This is a genomic window from Bradyrhizobium sp. RT6a, assembly GCF_040547675.1.
Taxonomy (GTDB): Bacteria; Pseudomonadota; Alphaproteobacteria; order Rhizobiales; family Xanthobacteraceae; genus Bradyrhizobium.
On the sequence record NZ_JBEPQC010000008.1, the window covers coordinates 229,635 to 246,730 of the forward strand.

The window sequence follows — 17,096 nt, forward strand, 5'->3', positions numbered from 1 at the left end:
GATGTCATCAGTCAAAACGTTGACGGGGGTCGAGACCGGCCTGACGGCCCTGGCTGTCAGCCTGCGCGGCGTGACGAAGACCTATGACAACGGCGTGGTGGCGCTCGGCCCGCTCGACCTTGCGGTGCGCAGAGGCGAGTTCATTTCGTTGCTGGGGCCGTCAGGTTGCGGCAAATCCACCGCGCTGCGGCTGATCGCCGAGCTCAGCGCGCCGTCGTCAGGAATCGTAAGGCTGGCGCGTCGCGAGGGCACACCGCGCCCAGGTCACGGCATCGGCTTCGTATTTCAGGAACCGACCCTGATGCCCTGGACCAGCGTGCGCGAGAACGTGCGATTGCCGCTGAAGCTGGCGGGCGTTCCGAAGGCGGAATCGCGCGGGCGAGCCGACGAGGCGCTGGCAAGCGTCGGGCTTGCCGATTTCGCCGAGGCTTTCCCGCGCGAGCTCTCCGGCGGCATGAAGATGCGGGTGTCGCTGGCGCGCGCGCTCGTCACCGACCCTGATATCCTCCTGATGGATGAGCCATTCGCGGCACTCGACGAAATCACGCGCTTCCGCCTCAACAACGATTTGCTCGCGCTGTGGCGCAGGCTCGGCAAGACCGTCATCTTCGTCACGCATTCGGTGTTCGAATCCGTCTATCTGTCGCAGCGTGTGGTGGTCATGACGGCGCGGCCGGGCCGCATCCAGGCCGACATCCGCATCGAGACGGTCGAGCCGCGCGGCGAGGAGTTTCGTACCTCCGCCGCCTATTCGGATTACTGCCGGAGCGTGTCGGCCGCGCTGGCGCCGTCCTATTCAGGGCAGTCGACGCTATGAATGCGCAAGCTGCCGTCATAGCGAAGCGGTCCGGCGTGCAACGCGCGTTGCGCTTCGTGCTGCCGGTCATCGTGTTCGCGGCGGGACTTCTCGCCTGGGAGCTCGTGGTCCGCATCAAGGACATCCCGCCTTACGTGCTGCCGGCGCCCTCGGTCATTTTCCTGACGCTGATCAAGGATTGGGCGGTGCTGTCGCAATCGCTCGCCGCGACACTGCTGACCACGCTTGAAGGTTTTGTCGCGGCCAGCATCGGCGGCATCGCGCTGGCACTGCTGTTCAATCAGTCCAAATGGGTGGAAGCATCGCTATTCCCCTATGCCGTGGTGCTTCAGGTTACGCCTGTCATCGCGATCGCGCCGCTGCTGCTGATCTATCTGGAGCAGCAGACCGCGGTCGTAGTCTGTGCCTTCATCGTGGCCTTTTTCCCGGTGCTGTCGAACACCACGCTCGGGCTCAATTCGGTCGATCGCAACCTCGCAGGCCTGTTCCAGCTCTATGGCGCCTCGCCGCAGCAGACCCTGCGCTTTCTCAAGCTGCCGGCGGCGCTGCCTTACATTCTCGGTGGCCTGCGCATTGCCGGCGGTCTGTCGCTGATCGGCGCGGTTGTGGCCGAGATCGCGGCGGGAACGGCCGGCGCCGGGTCCGGGCTCGCCTACAGGATCGCAGAATCAGGCTACCGCTTGAACATACCCCGCATGTTCGCAGCGCTGCTGCTGTTGTCGCTGGCCGGGATTGTCATCTATGGGGTGCTGGCGCTAGTTTCCCACCTCGTTTTACGGCGCTGGCACGAGAGCGCGCTTGGAAAGGACAACTGATGACCACCGGTTCGATTTCGTCCGAAAAGATCGACCTTCTGATTTATGGGCCGGTCCGGCCGATCCTCGAGAACGGGTTTTCCGATCATTTCGTCGTGCACAAGGCGGAGACGCGGGGCGATCTCGAGCGGCTGACGCCGGCGGTTCGCGAAAAGATCCGCGGCGTGGCGGTGACCTATCACACCGTGCGTGCCGACAAGCAGTCGCTGTCGCAATTGCCCAAGATCGAGATGGTGGCGAGCTTCGGCGTCGGCTATGACCACGTCGACGCCAAATACGCCGCCGAGCACAACATCATCGTCACCAATACGCCCGACGTGCTGACCGAAGAGGTCGCCGACGTCGCGATGGGGCTTTTGATCTCCACGGTGCGTGAGTTCATCAAGGCCGACCGTTATGTGCGCTCCGGTCTCTGGCAGACCCAGAACTATCCGCTCAGCGTCGGCTCGCTGCGCGATCGCAAAGTCGGCATCGTCGGCATGGGCCGGATCGGCCAGGCGATCGCGCGCCGGCTTGATGCCTCGCTGGTGCCGGTGGTCTATCACACCCGCAATCCGTCCAAGGACGTCTCCTACAAGCACTACCCCGACCTGATCGAGATGGCGAAGGCGGTCGACACGCTGATGGTGATCGTGCCCGGTGGCGCCAGCACGAACAAGATGATCAATGCCGAGGTGCTGAAGGCGCTCGGCCCGCGCGGTGTGCTGGTCAACGTCGCGCGCGGCTCGGTGATCGACGAACCGGCGCTGGTCCAGGCGCTGAAATCAGGCACCATCCTTGCCGCAGGTCTCGACGTGTTCGCGGCCGAGCCGAACGTGCCGGACGAGCTCAAGACCATGCAGAACGTCGTGCTGCTGCCGCATATCGGCTCGGCCTCGGTGGTGACGCGCAACGCGATGGACCAGCTCGTGGTCGACAATCTCAAGTCCTGGTTCGCCGGCAAGGCGCCATTGACGCCGGTTGCGGAAACACCGTTCAAGGGACGCTGATGGGAGCTCTTCGGGTCGTTGCATTCGCCGTCGCGGCCTCCTTGGCCGCGATCGGCCTCGCGTTGGCGCAGGATACGACGACCCTGAAGAAGGAAATGCCCGGGCAGTGGGAGCTCTCGACCACCGAGCGCAGCAAGACCTGCGTCGTCACGCTCAAGGCCGACACTGCTGCTCAAGGCTTCAAGCTCGAGCTGGAGCCGGCCTGCAAGGCCGCGCTGCCCTTCACCAAGGACATCGTCGCCTGGAGCGTCAGGGGTCTCGACATCGTCCGCTTGCAGGATGCGAGCGGTGAAGCCGTGATCGATTTCACCGAGGTCGAGGCCGGCATCTTCGAGGGCCTGCGGCAAGGCGAGGGCGTCTACATCCTGCAGGACCTCGCCGCCGCTCGTTCGATGGCGAAGTCGATGGACCAGATGATCGGCGACTGGTCGATCGTGCGGGGCAACGGCCAGCCTGTCTGCGGGCTGACGCTGACCAACACGGAAGCCGGGCCGGACAATTTCCAGGTCTTCCTCAAGCCGAAATGCGATGCGGCCATCGCGCAGTTCAACCCGACGCAATGGCGGCTCGAGCGCGGCCAGATCATCCTGCTGTCGAAGGCCGGCGAGGCCTGGCAGTTCGAGGCCGACGACAACGCGCAATGGCGGCGCGTCCCCGATACCGCCGATCCCCTGATCATGCTGCGTCAGTAGGCGCCGCGAAACGCTAGGCGTCGCGAAACGCGACCTCATCCTGAGAGCCCGCCATAGGCGGGCGTCTGGAAGGACGGCCGCAGGCTACGTCGTCGGCCTGGGTGGCGGCGCGGTGCCTTGGGCCCACTTCTCCATCTTGCCGAGCACGCCCCAGGCTGTGAGCGCCAGGGAGATCGGCATCGCGAACTGGCCGAGGCCCGGCACGGCCGACACGAGCGTCCCGAGCAGTCCGGCAATACCGCCTGCAGTGGGGCTCGCCGTCACCGAAGTCAGCAACGCCGTGATCAGCGAGCCGCCGATGCCGAGCGCAGTCTTCTTGCCGTCGAGCATCTTGCCGATGGTGTCGCCGAGCGCGCCATTGACCTGGCCGAGGACGGGCTTGCCGTCCCTGTTGAGCAAGGTACCGAGCAGATCGACGACCTGCTTCAACTGATCGACGGGGGCGGAACTGGTCGGGGTGAGGGGTCCTGGCATGGGGGCTGTCTTGTTGACCAGGGAAAAGAGTCGCTCGAACAGGCTGATCGGATCCGTGGTGGCGGGCAGCGTGTTGCCCGATGTCGTCGTAGCCGGCGTCGCAGGGCCGACCGGTGGCCGCAGCAATTGCGCGACGTCCTCCAGCCGCTTCATGATCCGGGACATATCGCCGGTCGGTCCGGTGGGGCCCGACTGCGCCGCGCGCGTGAGGGTGGCGACCGTGGCGCCGTCGAGAAGTCCGGTGTCTCTCAGACCGTTCTGCTGCTGAAACTGCGAGACCGCGCCCCTGGTCTTCGGTCCGCTGATGCCGTCCTCGGCGAGCGGCGGATTGGCGCCGAGCTTGTTGAGCGCCTGCTGCATGAGAACGATCGTCGATGCCGCGTCGTCCTCCGGCTCCGCGCGGCTCGCGAATTGCGGGCTGCCGTCGAGGGTGATCGAGGAATCCAGCGACATCATTGCATGCAGGATCACCGCGGTGCCGAGCTGGGAATCGACGTGGTTCGAATCAAACACATGATCGCGGACGAATTTGCCGGCCCTTGCCTCGGGCGGGCCATACAGCGTCGAACCGCCATAGAGATACGGCGAATTGCAGCCCTTGGCATGATAGCCGAAGCCGTTGAAGGCTTCGAGCCGGAACAGAATCCGCCCGATCCCCCAATCGTGAGCGCCGATGAAATTCTGGATTCTGAAGGCGTCCACGGCGCCGTCCACGAACGTGGCAAACGGGCCGCGTCCTTTCGGAACGATGGTCGTCGTGCGATGAAGCGTTTCGCCGTTGCCGAGATAGGTGTCGAAATCGAAATTGGACTCGCGGTAGTGGCAGAGAGCAGCGAAATACCAGGGGACGCCGGTCAACCGTTCGATCTGCTGATAGGTCGCCTTGCCGTTGATGGCCTTGCGCGCGACCGCGTTCGCGTCGGAGAGGCGTGCAGGCCGGATCTCGAGATTGGCCCAATTACCCTCGTATTCGCTTTTCAGACTCTCGAATGAAATCATTTTCCGCTCCCGCAATGAATGAATTTTCGCAACTGCGCGTTAGTCGAAATGAACCAGGTGCCGTGATCAGGGCGTAAGGCCAGCGTGATCTCCCGCAAGTCTGGCAGGCCGCAGGGCCACCGCGTGTGAAGTGGGTTACAACCTCGCCGGGAAATGAGCGGCAGGACCGGGATCAGGGCGGCCGCCCCGCGAGGGAACCGGGAGGGGCCGCTCTCCGTTAGCGAGGCGGCAGTCCGGCAAGGAGCCCTGCATGACCACGCGCGTCCTCGCGATCGGCATCGAACCCGGCAACGCGGATTACAGCGCATTCCCGCAGCTCACGCCGGAGCTCGTGCGCGACTATATCGATGCGCAGTTGCTGCGCCTGCGCGATCTTGGTTACGAAGTCACGAGTTGCCTGATCGATCTCGATGCCGCGGCGGAAGCCGCCGTGACGGCAGCGTTGCGCGAGGAGAATTTCGACTGCATCGTGATTGGCGCGGGCCTGCGCGAGCCGAAGGAGCGCCTGCTGCTGTTCGAGAAGGTGCTCAACCTCGTCCACCGCCTGGCGCCTGACGCCGCGATCTGCTTCAACACCACGCCGGCCGACACCGTCGACGCCGTGCAGCGCTGGGCCGATGCTTGAGATGAACGGCCCGCGTTGCGCACGCGACATGGCCTGAGCCGCCTTCGAGCCGAGCCTCCAACGCCATCGCGAGAAGTGCCGGGTCCCGGCGTGGTGATTCTTCTGGTCCGAATCCAGCTGCGGCGCTATGACTCGTCTGACCACAGGGGAGGGCGAGCATGCTTCGAGGTCTTCGCATTGGAAGTTTGGCCATCGCGGCATGTCTGACAGTCGTGATGGCGATGCCTGCTCATGAGGCGGCGGCGCAGGACGCAATTGGCGGTGCCATCCTCGGCGGCGTCGGTGGAGCGATCGTGGGTGGCGCCATCGGCGGAGGCCGCGGAGCCGCCATCGGTGCGGTCGTCGGTGCCGGCACGGGCGCTGCGATCGCCTCCGAGGGCGAACGCCGCCGCTCCGGCTATTACGCCTATCAGCGCGGCTGCTACATGCAGCGCGGGGACGGCTCCTATGTCCCGGTCGATCCGCGATATTGCTATTAGATCAGCCGCATTCCGCGCAAGCTCGCATGTCCGCTCTTGCCGACGATGATGTGGTCGTGCACGGCGATGCCGAGCGGCTTGGCGATGTCGATGATCGCCTTGGTCATCTGGATGTCGGCCTGCGAGGGTGAGGGATCGCCTGAGGGGTGGTTGTGCACCAGGATCAGCGCGGTCGCGGACAATTCCAGCGCGCGCTTGATCACTTCGCGGGGATAGACCGGGGTGTGATCGACGGTGCCGGTCTGCTGCACCTCGTCGGCAATGAGCTGGTTGCGCTTGTCGAGGAACAGCAGGCGGAATTGCTCCTTGTCGGCGAAAGCCATGCTGGTGCGGCAATAGTCGATCACCTCGTTCCAGGACGATAGCGCGTTGCGGCTGTTGACCCCGCCCTTGGCGACGCGATGCGCCGCCGCCGCGATCAGCTTGAGCTGGTGGATCGCGGATTCGCCCATGCCGTCAACCTCGCGCAGGCGCGCCACCGGCGCATGCACGACCTCGGCAAACGAGCCAAAGGTCTTGATCAGTGTCTTCGCCAGCGGCTTGGTGTCACGCCGCGGCAGCGCCGGAAACAGCGCCATCTCCAAAAGCTCGTAGTCGCTGAGCGCGTCCGCACCCGCGCTGTAGAAGCGCTCGCGCAGCCGTTCGCGATGGCCGAGATAGTGCGGCGCTTCTTCGAGCTTGCTCTTGTCGTGGTCGGTCTTGGCGGGCATCGGCCGCCAGCATTGCCGCGGATAACCGTTTTTGCAACCGTCAATTGCGCCGGCAAATCCGGTTCACGTCAGCCGGCGACCCGAAGGTCGGCCGCGCCCTCACCCGATCTGCTTCTCGCCGTGCCGCTCGGACAGCGTGAAGATTTCGACGCCGGTGGCGGTGACGCCGACGGAATGCTCGAACTGCGCCGACAGCGAGCGGTCGCGGGTCACGGCGGTCCAGCCGTCGGACAGGATCTTCACATGCGGCTTGCCGAGATTGATCATCGGCTCGATGGTGAAGAACATGCCGGGCTTGAGCTGCACGCCCTCGCCGGGCCGTCCGACATGGATGATGTTCGGCTCGTCGTGGAACATGCGCCCGAGGCCATGGCCGCAGAAATCGCGCACCACGCTCATGGCCTGCGGCTCGACGAAGCTCTGGATGGCGTGGCCGATGTCGCCGGTGGTGGCGCCGGGCTTCACCGCGGCGATGCCGCGCATCATCGCCTCATAGGTCACCTCGATCAGCCGCTCGGCCTTGCGCGCGATCGGGCCGACCGCATACATCCGGCTGGAATCGCCGTACCAGCCGTCGACGATGAAGGTGACGTCGATGTTGACGATATCGCCCTCTTTCAGCGGACGATCGCCGGGCATGCCGTGGCAGACCACGTGGTTGAGCGAGGTGCAGGTCGAATAGCGATAGCCGCGATACATCAGCGTCGCCGGATAGGCATTGTTGCTGAAGGCGAAGTCGCGGACGAACTGGTCGATGCGCTCGGTCGGAACGCCGGGCCCGACGATGTCGGTGAGCTCGTCGAGGCACTTCGCCACCAGCGCTCCCGCCTTGCGCATGCCGGCAAAGGCGCTTGGCCCATGCAGCTTGATCTGTCCGGTCTTGCGGAGCGAGGTATCGGTAGCTTCGACGTAGCTCATGCGGATGCGGTCTTCTCGGCACGGGGCCGGTATCGAGGTGGGCGCAAGGGACTGATTTAAGGCCCCAATTTAATGATCGCGAGCCTTCATGCAAGCCAAGCGTGGCGGGCATGCGCCCGAAAGCCGGCTCAATTCGGGACTTCTACGGTGGTTTCCACCGGCAGGGCGCCGCCTCGGATGCGGATTTCGCGGACGGGGTAGGGAACCCGGATGCCCTCGCGCTTGAAGGAATCCCACAGCGCCAGCATCACGTCGCTCTTGACGTTGTCCATGCCGTCGGGGTCGGCGATCCAGAAGGTCAGCGAGAACTTCATCCCGGCTTCGGCGAACTCGGTCAGGATGGAATTCGGCGGCTTGCCCTTCTGCGCGCGCGGATGCGCGGCCGCGGTCTCGGCGGCGAGCTTGCAGACCAGCCGCGGGTCGGCGTCGTAATTGGTCCCGAAGGCGATCTTCACCAGCGTGTTCTTGTCGGTGTAGGTCCAGTTGACGACCTTCTGCGTCACCAGATCCTCGTTCGGCACCAGGAATTCGCGGCCATCGCCGGCCGCGACCGAAATATAGCGCGTCTTCATCGCGCTGATCCGCCCGGTGTTGTCGCCGATGGTGACGAGGTCGCCGGGCTTCACCGATTTGTCGGCGAGCAGGATGATCCCCGAGATGAAATTGGCGACGATCTTCTGCAGGCCGATACCGATGCCGACGCCGACCGCGCCGGAGAACACCGCGAGCGCCGAGAGATCGATGCCGACCGCGCCGAGCGCGATCACGATCGCGACCGCAAGCAGGCCGATGCGGATGATCTTGACCAGCAGCACCTGCACCGACGGCGTCAGATCGGTGGTCGAGTTGATCCGGCTCTCGGCGAAATTGCTGGCGATGTTGGTGAGCCAGAGCGCGATGAGCAGCAGCGCGCCGGCCTTGATCACGAGCAGCGGCGTCAGCCGCAGGCCGCCGAGCACGATGGCGAAGGAGTCGAGCAGGTCGACCGTCGCATCGAGCTGGCCGACGATCGAGAGCGCCGCGACGAACCAGGCCGTGATCGACACCAGCTTGACGATGAAGGCGTTGCGCAGCACCGAGGTCAGCAGCCGGATCGCGAGCCAGGCCAACCCCAGCTTGGCGGCGACCATCAGGAGATAGCTGCGGCTCGGCCAGGTCGCATGGTACATAACCACGCGCGAGACGATCACGAGCAGGGTGAACGCCGCCGTCGAGGCGCTGGAGACCATCACCCGGGCGAAGTGCCGGAGCGGCAGCGGCCAGCGCATCGCCAGCGAGGTCATGTCGATCCGGCTGCGAACGGCGGCTTCGGCGGCATAGGCGATGCCGGCCGCGGCCAGAATGAGCCCGAATTGCAGGTAGAACCAGGGCGAGGAGATTTCGGCCCCGACGCTGCGCGCGGTGGTCTCCACGAACTCCATGAAGTCTTTGAGGTCCATGTCCATCGGTCTCGTCGGGAAGCGGGTGGGAAGTGTTGATTCGAGCGCGCCGGAGAATCCCACAAAGGGCCCGGCCGGACCACCGATACACCGCTAAGTGAAGTGCGTTAAGGCCGCAAAATGCAGGCAGATTGCCGCGAGCGGGAGAAAATGGGTTGGCGTGGGAGTCCGCCGACGATAAGGATGCAATTCCAGCGATTTCGTACCCGGAAGGTGGATGGCCTCCCTCGACTCCGTCAGCCTCGCCATATTGCTCGGCGCCGTCCTGGTGTTGGCCGGGATCCTGTCAAGCCTGCTTGCGCTGCGCTTCGGCGCGCCCCTTCTGCTCGTCTTCCTCGCGATCGGCATGCTCGCGGGCGATTCCGGTCCCGGACAGCTGCAGTTCGACGACGTCCGAACCACCTATCTGGTCGGCTCGGTCGCGCTTGCACTGATCCTGTTCGACGGCGGCTTGCGCACCCGCTTTGCCAGCATCCGCACCGTGCTCGCGCCTTCCATGGTGCTCGCGACCGTCGGCGTGCTGCTGACCGCGCTGATCACGGCACCGTTCGCGAAATATGCGCTCGACCTTAACTGGACGGAGTCGCTGCTGGTCGGCGCCGTGGTGGCCTCGACTGACGCGGCGGCAGTGTTCCTGCTGGTGCATACCCAGGGCCTGCGCCTGCGCCCGCGCGTCGGCGCGACGCTGGAGGTCGAATCCGGCACCAACGATCCCTTCGCGATCTTCCTGACCCTGATGCTGGTTGAATACATCTCGCTGGGAACGGGCACGGCCGCGCATGTGCTGATGGAGTTCGCCCAGGAGGCCGTGCTAGGCGCCGTCGTCGGCGTGATCGGTGGGCGTCTGGTCGTCATCGCGCTCAACAAGGTCGCGCTGCCGCAGGGCCTCCATGCGCCGTTCGTCACCACCGCCGCGCTCGTCATCTTCGGCGGCTCGCAGATCATGCATGCCTCGGGATTCCTCGCGGTCTATCTCGCCGGCATCATCATCGGCAACCGCCCGACGCGCGCACATAATTCGGTCGTGGCCTTCCTGGACGCCGCGACCTGGCTGGCGCAGATCGTGATGTTCGTGCTGCTCGGTCTGCTGGTCTCGCCGAGCAGGCTTGGCGGCAGCGTGCTGCCGGCGGTCGGGATCGCATTCGTCCTGATGCTGGTGGCGCGGCCGATCGCCGTCTTCGTGTGCCTGGCGCCGTTCCGCTTCAACTGGCGCGAAAAGATCTTCATCGCCTGGACCGGCCTGCGCGGCGCGGTCGCGATCTTCCTGGCCTCGATCCCGATGCTGGTCGGGCTGTCGAAGGCCTATCTCTATTTCGACGTCGCCTTCGTCGTCGTCATCATCTCGCTGCTGCTGCAAGGCTGGACCCTGGCGCCAGCCGCGCGCAAGCTGCACGTGGCGCTGCCGCGCGCCGAACGCGGCCCGCGCCGTGTCGAATTGGACCTGCCCGGCCAGCTTGAGCAGCAGCTCGTCGGCTATCCGGTGCGGCCCAAGAGCCTGTATTTTCGCCGCGGTCTGATCCCGTCCTGGTCGAAGCCGACGCTGGTGATCCGCAACGAGAACATTTTGACGCCGATTGAAGCCGAGCCGATCGCGCCCGGCGATTACATCTATCTGCTGGCGCCGCCGGAAAAGGCCGAATCGCTCGACCGCTTCTTCGTCGACATGCAGCCGAGCTCGGCGCCGGATCCGCATCTACTCGGCGACTTCATGGTTTCCGGCGATCACACGCTCGCCGAGCTCGCGGAGATCTACGGCGTGAAGGTGAGCGAGGACGAGAGCGGGCACACGCTCGCTGATTATTTCGACGTCCATCTCGACCGCGCACCGAAAGAGGGCGCCGAGCTTGCGTTGGATCCGATCGTGCTCGTCGCGCGCTCCATCTCCGGCGGCCGCGTCAACGTCGTCGGCCTGCGTCTGCCGGAAGACGAGGAAGCGCCCGCGCCGCTGACCCGCAGGCAGGTCCTGCGGCGCAAGCTGGCGGATTTGTGGACGTCGGTGGCGGGGGTTTAGCTCCCACGTAGTCCGCGTCGAGTTTGGCAACGAAACCCAACGACACAAGACGGGAATGTGCAACAGGCCCTCACGTCAGCACCTTCACCCCGCCGAACGACGTCACGCGGCCCTGTTTCAGCATCACGATCTGCGTCGCGAGCTGGCGCAGCTCGGCGACGTCGTGGCTGACATAGACCATGGGGACGTTGGCCTCGTCGCGCAGCCGCACCAGATAGGGCAGGATCTCCAGCTTGCGGCTCTCGTCGAGCGCGCCGAGCGGCTCGTCGAGCAGCAGCAGGCGCGGCCTCGACAGCAACGCGCGACCGAGCGCGACGCGCTGGCGCTCGCCGCCGGAAAGTTTTCCGGGGCGGCGACCCTGCAGCGCGCCAATGTCGAGCAGCTCGATGATTCGCTTGTGCTGCGCCGGATCGGGCGCGAGGCCGTTCATCCGCCTGCCATAGTCGAGATTTTGCGCGACATTGAGATGCGGAAACAGCCGCGCATCCTGGAAAACATAGCCGATGCGGCGGCGCCAGGTCGGGACATGAATACCGGCCGCGCTATCGTCGACGGTCTCGCCGTCGATCACGATGGTGCCGCGGTCGGGCCGCAGCAGCCCCGCGATCATGTTGACCAGCGAGGTCTTGCCGGCGCCCGACGCTCCGAACAGGCCGATGACGCGGCCCTCGCTCGCGAAGGCGGCGGACAGCGAGAACTCGCCGAGCTGCTTTTCGATGTCGACACGCAGCATGGTCAATTCCCGTGCAGGCGCGCGGTGGCGCGGCGGGCGAACCATTCGGCCGCGATCAACGCGCCGAGCGCCAGCACGATCGAGACGATCACGAGCCGTCCGGCGGCGGCGTCGCCGTCCGGCGTCTGGATCAGCGAGTAGATCGCGGACGAAATCGTTTGGGTCTCGCCGGGAATGTTGGAGACGAAGGTGATGGTCGCGCCGAATTCGCCGATCGCTTTGGCAAAGCCAAGCACCATGCCGGCGAGCACGCCGGGCAGCGCTAAGGGCAGCGTCACCGTGAAGAACACTTTGAAAGGAGTGGCGCCGAGCGTCTCGGCGGCCTGCTCGAGCCGGCGGTCGATCGCCTCGATCGACAACCGCATCGGACGCACCAGCAGCGGAAACGCCATCAGGCCGCAGGCAAGCGCAGCACCGGTCCAGCGGAAGGCGAAGACGATGCCGAGATGGTCCGCGAGGAAAGCGCCGACGAGGCCGCGGCGGCCGAAGGTCAGCAGCAGCAGATAGCCGGTGACGACGGGTGGCAGCACCAGCGGCAGATGCACCAGCGCATCGAGCACCGACTTGCCCCAGAAATCACGCCGCGCGAGCAGCCATGCCAGCGCAATGCCGAACGGCGTTGCCACCAGCGTAGCGATCACGGCAACCCTGAGCGAGAGCAGGATTGCCGTCCATTCGGCGGGAGAGATGTCGAGCATCAAATCGCAAATTATGTAGAGGGGCTGATCAGGAACTTGAAACCGTATTTTTCCAGAATGGTCTTGGCGGCGGTCGAGCGCAGGAAGGCGAGATAGTCGCTGGTCTCACCCTTTGCTGTCGTGGTTGCAGCGACGGGATAGATGATCGCGGGATGCGAATCCGCCGGGAAGGTGCCGACGATCTTCACGCCGGGCTCGACCTTGGCATCGGTGGAATAGACGATGCCGAGGTTGGCCTCGCCACGCGCGACCAGCGTCAGCGCGGCACGCACGCTCTCGGCCATGGCGAATTTCGGCTCCGCCGCCTGCCAGGCGCCGAGCTTTTCCAGCGCCGCCTTGGCATACTTACCGACTGGTACGGACTTGACGTCGCCGGTCGCGATCCTGCCGTCGCCGGCGAGTTTTGCGAGGTCGAACCCCTGCACGATGGGCACGTTGTCGAGCCTGGAATCCTTCGGCGCGATCAGCACGATGCTGTTGCCGAGCAGATTGACCCGGGTCGGCTCGTTGATGGTCTTCCTGGAGATGGCGTAATCCATCCAGTCGGTGTCGGCGGAGACGAACACATCGGCCGGCGCGCCCTGCTCGATCTGCCTGGCGAGCACGGAGCTTGCGGCATAGCTGACGCTGAACTTGACGCCCGTCCTGGCGGTGTAGGCGGCGTCGACCTCGTCGAGCGCGTTCTTCATCGAGGCTGCCGCGAACACGGTGATGGTCTTGTCCTCGGCGGCGACAGGCGAAAGGCCCGCGGCCAGAACGAGCAAAGCCGAAAAAAGCACGGAAAGGCGAGACATCGGAAGCGCTCCATGCGCGCGCTCAGGGCACGCAAGGCGGCGCGCGCAAGACGGCGTTGGTTGAATGAGGCTTGCGACCGGCGGAAGCGCTGTTCCGGCAAGCCCGACGGACTTACGGTCCGGCAAGCGATCGCTGGGTCATCATAACAGGGTGGCGGAACAGGTCAAAGGCGGCGGTCCGCATGGCGCCAACCTGGAATGGCCGGGACGACCGCGAAGGCTTTACGGTTTCGCATTGCCCGCGTGCAGCACGGCTTTGCACGCCCCCGGCATCTGCGCCAGCGTCATCGGCGGTTTCGGCTTCGGGGGCTCCGGCGGGGGTTTGGGGTGCAGCACGCCGTCGCTGAACCAGTAGGCGAGATCGGAGGGCTTGCAGCCTTCGTCGTCGGATTGCGACGGCTGGCTCTCGCAGTCGCTCGCGCCCGCCGGGCAGTGCATGCGGATGTGGAAGTGATAGTCGTGGCCCCACCACGGCCGGATCTTCGACAGCCAGGAACGGTCGCCCTTGGCCTCGCGGCACAGCGCCTTCTTGATCGCGGCATTGACGAAAATGCGCTGCACCGCCGGCTCCTGCGCCGCGTCGCGCAGCACCAGCACATGGCCCGGCGTGAACACTTTTGGATCGATGTCGAGCCGGTCCGGACGCACCATCATCACCGCCGACATGTCCTCGCGCTCCTCGCGCGAGAGCCGATGGTCCGGCATCGGCGTCAGCCAGATGTCGGCATCGAGGCCGATCTGGTGGCTGGCATGGCCGGACAGCGCCGGCCCGCCGCGCGGCTGGGCGATGTCGCCGACCAGGATGCCCGGCCATCCCGCGTCCTTGTGCGCCCTGGCCGCAAGCCGCTTGATCAGCGCGATCATCGCGGGATGACCGTAGCTGCGATTGCGCGACAACCGCATCACCTGCCAATTGTCGCCGTTGAGGGGCATCTGCTCGGCGCCGCCGATGCAGCCCTTCACATAGGAGCCGATGACGTGCGCCGGTCCCTTCGACGGCAGCAGCTTTCGCGCGAACAGCTCCTTGGCGCCGATATTGGGATCGTTCAGATTGGCGAGCGGCGGCAGCGGCTTTGGGTTGACGCTGCCCTTGTCCTGGGCCAGCGCGTCGCCGGCGGCCAGGAGCGTCATGACGAGCAGGAGAGGGGCGAGGCGGCGGGGACTCATGCTGACATCCTTATAACCCCAACACCGCGTCAGGGTTAAGAAACAGTCCCTCCGCTGAAATTTCGTCCAAAAGTCGCGGTTCCGCGGCGTCGGGCGGCCGATTTTTAACGATGCGATAACCCTCTCATGCATTGACCAAAATTCGTGCGCGGGACGTCTGCTCACTCACTTCTGCATACAATCGCGTGCGATCCCGGAAATGAATCAAGGCGGCGCGCAATTTTGCGCCATCTCGTTCTCCGATGACGACGATGCGATGCGCTTGGAGCGCCCATCGGCGCCGCCGGGCCTTGCAAACGGGCAATGCGGGCTGTTTTTTCGAGGCTGCCAGACCGTGCGTCGCATCGCCATGCCACCCAAGATTACTTTTTTTTCAGACACTTGCTCCAAGAGTTGCGGTCGCTGGGTGCGACTGGGACGAGTGAAGTTGAGTTTGGGGTTTCGAAGACCAAAAAAGCGAAAGGGAAGCGTGCTTGGCAGGCCCGGCCTGCACCCGCGCAAGCCGCGCTTTGCGCGCGCCCCTCATCCTCCGTCCGAACGCGACGAAGTTCTGCGCAGCCGCGCCGAGGCCGAGGCTGCGATCGCGGAAGCGCGCAAATCCCATGAGCGCCTGCGCCAGGCCATCGAGATCCTGCCGCAAGGCATCGTGTTTCTCGATGCCGAGGGCCGCTATGTCCTTTGGAATAAGCAATACGCGGAGATTTACAGCAAGACCGCCGATTTGTTCGAGGAAGGCGCGCGCCTCGAGGACACGCTGCGCATCGGCGTCGCCCGCGGCGACTATCCCGAGGCGGCCGGCCACGAGGAAGAATGGATCGCCGAGCGGCTGCAAAAGCTCTATCAGCCCGGCTCGCGCCACGAGCAGAAGCTGGCGGACGGCCGCGTCATCCTGATCGACGAGCGGCTGACCGAGGACGGCGGCGTCGTCGGCCTGCGCGTCGACATCACCGAGTTGAAGCAGCGCGAGGCCTCGTTCCGCCTGCTGTTCGACGGCAATCCCGTCCCCATGATCGTCTGCGCACTGGACGACGAGCGCATCCTCGGCGTCAACGATGCCGCGGTCGCCCATTACGGCTACAGCCGCGCCGAGTTCGAGCGGCTGACGATCCGTTCCCTTCAGGCTTTTGACAGCGAGCCGCCCTGGACCGCCGATTCGGCCGGCGAGGAGCAGGCCGGACGCACCTGGAAGCACGTCAAGGCCGACGGCGCCCTGATCGACCTTGCGATCTATTCGCGCGAACTGACCTATGCCGAGCGGCCCGCGGTGCTGCTCGCGCTGATGGACATCACCGAGCGCAAGCGCGCCGAGGCGCGGCTCGCCTTCATGGCCCAGCATGACGGGCTGACCGGTCTGCCAAACCGCAATCTGCTGCGCCAGCAGGTCGACGAGATGCTGCTGCATACAAGGCGCAGCACAGACAAGGTCGCCCTGCTGATGCTGGGGCTCGACAATTTCAAGGCGGTCAACGACACGCTGGGACACGCGGTCGGCGACAAGCTGCTGCGCGGCGTCGCCAAGCGGCTGCGCTCGACCTTGCGCGAGGAGGACGCGCTGGCGCGGCTGAACTCGGACGAGTTCGCAATCGTGCAGAGCGGCCTGACGCGTCCCGAGGATGCGGTGCTGCTGGCCAAGCGCCTGCTGGAAGCCATCGCCGATCCCTATCTGCTCGACGGCCATTCCGTGGTGGTCGGTGCCTCCATCGGCATCGCGATGGCGCCGGGCGACGGCGACGATTCCGAAAAGCTGCTCAAGAGCGCCGACATGGCGCTGTCGCGCGCCAAGCTGGATGCGCGCGGCTCGTTCGCGTTCTTCGAGGCGGCGCTCGATGCGAAAGCGCAGACCCGCCGCAAGATCGAGGTCGAGCTGCGCGACGCCATCCAGAACGACGTGCTGCGGCCGTATTACCAGCCGTTGATCGACCTCCAGAGCGGCCGCATCACCGGCTTCGAGGCGCTGGTGCGCTGGCCTCATGCCGAGCGCGGCATGATCTCGCCGGCCGAGTTCATTCCGGTCGCGGAAGAAACCGGGCTGATCAATCCGCTCGGCGGCCTGATGCTGCGCCGGGCCTGTCACGATGCCGCGACCTGGCCGGACGACGTCCGCGTCGCCGTCAACCTGTCGCCGCTCCAGTTCCGCAGCGGCAATCTGCTTTCGGTGGTGACGGATGCGTTGAAGCATTCCGGCCTGCCGCCGCGGCGGCTGGAGCTCGAGATCACCGAGACGCTGCTGCTGGAGAAAAGTGCCCAGGTGCTGGCGACGTTGCATGCGCTGCGCGCGCTCGGCGTGCGCATCTCGATGGACGATTTCGGCACCGGCTATTCCAGCCTGAGCTACCTGCGCAGCTTCCCGTTCGACAAGATCAAGATCGACCAGTCCTTCGTGCGCGATCTCGGCGCCAATCGCGAGGCCCAGGCGATCATCCGCTCCATCGTCAGCCTCGGCAAAGGCCTCGGCGTCACCATCACCGCCGAAGGCGTCGAGACCGAAGCCGAGCTGAGCTGCCTCCGCGCCGAAGGTTGCGACGAGGGCCAGGGCTTTCTCTTCAGCAAGGCCCGGCCGAATATCGAGATCATCAGCCTGCTCGCCGCGCAACGGGGCATCGACGGCGGCGAGGAAGACGCCGCGCTGGTGGCCTAGCGCGCGTACTCATGAACCCGGCTCGATGGGAGCTGCTTCGCCGATGACGCTTCGATCCGACAGGGAGTGAACTGCCACGCCACGAAGTGATGCGATTG

The 17,096-nt window shown here is 65.3% G+C and carries 17 protein-coding genes; 8 read left to right on the forward strand and 9 right to left on the reverse strand.

Going from position 1 to position 17,096, the window contains the following annotated elements; all coding sequences use genetic code 11:
* Position 1: 1 nt before the first annotated feature.
* From ABIC03_RS31960 to ABIC03_RS31975, 4 genes are read left to right on the forward strand one after another with little or no spacing between them, the layout of a single operon-like run.
* Positions 2-817, forward strand: coding sequence for an ABC transporter ATP-binding protein (locus tag ABIC03_RS31960; protein WP_275172929.1), 816 nt, complete (start codon positions 2-4; stop codon positions 815-817).
* The gene (locus ABIC03_RS31965) at positions 814-1,632 is read left to right on the forward strand and encodes an ABC transporter permease (protein WP_275172927.1); all 819 of its coding nucleotides are present in this window, start codon (positions 814-816) and stop codon (positions 1,630-1,632) included. The genes ABIC03_RS31960 and ABIC03_RS31965 overlap by 4 nt, the downstream gene beginning before the upstream one ends.
* Positions 1,632-2,621: a 2-hydroxyacid dehydrogenase gene (locus ABIC03_RS31970; protein ID WP_275172926.1), complete on the forward strand. Its 990-nt coding sequence runs from the start codon at positions 1,632-1,634 to the stop codon at positions 2,619-2,621. The genes ABIC03_RS31965 and ABIC03_RS31970 overlap by 1 nt, the downstream gene beginning before the upstream one ends.
* Entirely contained in the window at positions 2,621-3,313 is a 693-nt protein-coding gene (locus tag ABIC03_RS31975; RefSeq protein ID WP_354064015.1) for an AprI/Inh family metalloprotease inhibitor, read from the forward strand. The genes ABIC03_RS31970 and ABIC03_RS31975 overlap by 1 nt, the downstream gene beginning before the upstream one ends.
* An 84-nt stretch (positions 3,314-3,397) precedes the next feature.
* Here ABIC03_RS31975 and ABIC03_RS31980 read toward each other — a convergent pair whose 3' ends face one another.
* Entirely contained in the window at positions 3,398-4,786 is a 1,389-nt protein-coding gene (locus tag ABIC03_RS31980) for a peptidoglycan-binding protein (RefSeq protein WP_354064017.1), read from the reverse strand.
* 250 nt (positions 4,787-5,036) lie between these two features.
* Between ABIC03_RS31980 and ABIC03_RS31985 the strand changes: the two genes are divergently transcribed.
* Together ABIC03_RS31985 and ABIC03_RS31990 are read left to right on the forward strand one after the other, a co-directional pair.
* The gene (locus ABIC03_RS31985) at positions 5,037-5,411 is read left to right on the forward strand and encodes a hypothetical protein (RefSeq protein ID WP_354064019.1); all 375 of its coding nucleotides are present in this window, start codon (positions 5,037-5,039) and stop codon (positions 5,409-5,411) included.
* Positions 5,412-5,569: 158 nt separating this feature from the next.
* Positions 5,570-5,890 carry a YMGG-like glycine zipper-containing protein gene (locus ABIC03_RS31990; RefSeq protein ID WP_354064021.1) on the forward strand — a complete coding sequence of 107 codons (321 nt, stop codon included), beginning with the start codon at positions 5,570-5,572 and terminating at the stop codon, positions 5,888-5,890.
* Here the strand turns inward: ABIC03_RS31990 and radC are convergent.
* The 3 genes from radC to ABIC03_RS32005 form a co-directional block, all read right to left on the reverse strand.
* The gene (gene radC / locus ABIC03_RS31995; protein WP_354064023.1) at positions 5,887-6,600 is read right to left on the reverse strand and encodes a RadC family protein; all 714 of its coding nucleotides are present in this window, start codon (positions 6,598-6,600) and stop codon (positions 5,887-5,889) included. The two genes, ABIC03_RS31990 and radC, sit on opposite strands and share 4 nt — an antisense overlap.
* A gap of 99 nt (positions 6,601-6,699) precedes the next feature.
* Positions 6,700-7,518 (reverse strand): type I methionyl aminopeptidase, encoded by an 819-nt coding sequence (map, locus tag ABIC03_RS32000; RefSeq protein WP_354064025.1) that lies wholly within the window; start codon positions 7,516-7,518, stop codon positions 6,700-6,702.
* Between the two features lie 128 nt (positions 7,519-7,646).
* Positions 7,647-8,963, reverse strand: coding sequence for a mechanosensitive ion channel family protein (locus tag ABIC03_RS32005; protein WP_275172915.1), 1,317 nt, complete (start codon positions 8,961-8,963; stop codon positions 7,647-7,649).
* Positions 8,964-9,174: 211 nt separating this feature from the next.
* On the opposite strand from ABIC03_RS32005, the gene ABIC03_RS32010 reads away from it, so the two are divergent.
* Positions 9,175-10,968 (forward strand): potassium/proton antiporter, encoded by a 1,794-nt coding sequence (locus ABIC03_RS32010; protein ID WP_275172913.1) that lies wholly within the window; start codon positions 9,175-9,177, stop codon positions 10,966-10,968.
* A gap of 70 nt (positions 10,969-11,038) precedes the next feature.
* On the opposite strand, the gene modC is transcribed toward ABIC03_RS32010, so the two are convergent.
* From modC to ABIC03_RS32035, 5 genes are all read right to left on the reverse strand, one after another.
* Positions 11,039-11,701: a molybdenum ABC transporter ATP-binding protein gene (modC, locus tag ABIC03_RS32015; RefSeq protein WP_354064028.1), complete on the reverse strand. Its 663-nt coding sequence runs from the start codon at positions 11,699-11,701 to the stop codon at positions 11,039-11,041.
* A gap of 2 nt (positions 11,702-11,703) precedes the next feature.
* Positions 11,704-12,399: a molybdate ABC transporter permease subunit gene (gene modB, locus ABIC03_RS32020; RefSeq protein WP_354064030.1), complete on the reverse strand. Its 696-nt coding sequence runs from the start codon at positions 12,397-12,399 to the stop codon at positions 11,704-11,706.
* A gap of 11 nt (positions 12,400-12,410) precedes the next feature.
* A complete protein-coding gene (gene modA / locus ABIC03_RS32025; protein WP_354064032.1) occupies positions 12,411-13,193 on the reverse strand; it encodes a molybdate ABC transporter substrate-binding protein in 783 nt (260 codons plus the stop codon).
* Positions 13,194-13,415: 222 nt separating this feature from the next.
* Positions 13,416-14,360, reverse strand: a complete 945-nt coding sequence (gene mepA / locus ABIC03_RS32030; RefSeq protein WP_275172910.1) for a penicillin-insensitive murein endopeptidase — start codon at positions 14,358-14,360, stop codon at positions 13,416-13,418.
* 161 nt (positions 14,361-14,521) lie between these two features.
* Positions 14,522-14,716 carry a hypothetical protein gene (locus tag ABIC03_RS32035; RefSeq protein WP_354064034.1) on the reverse strand — a complete coding sequence of 65 codons (195 nt, stop codon included), beginning with the start codon at positions 14,714-14,716 and terminating at the stop codon, positions 14,522-14,524.
* A 113-nt stretch (positions 14,717-14,829) separates the two neighbouring features.
* On the opposite strand from ABIC03_RS32035, the gene ABIC03_RS32040 reads away from it, so the two are divergent.
* Entirely contained in the window at positions 14,830-16,998 is a 2,169-nt protein-coding gene (locus ABIC03_RS32040; protein WP_354064036.1) for a putative bifunctional diguanylate cyclase/phosphodiesterase, read from the forward strand.
* Positions 16,999-17,096: the final 98 nt, after the last annotated feature.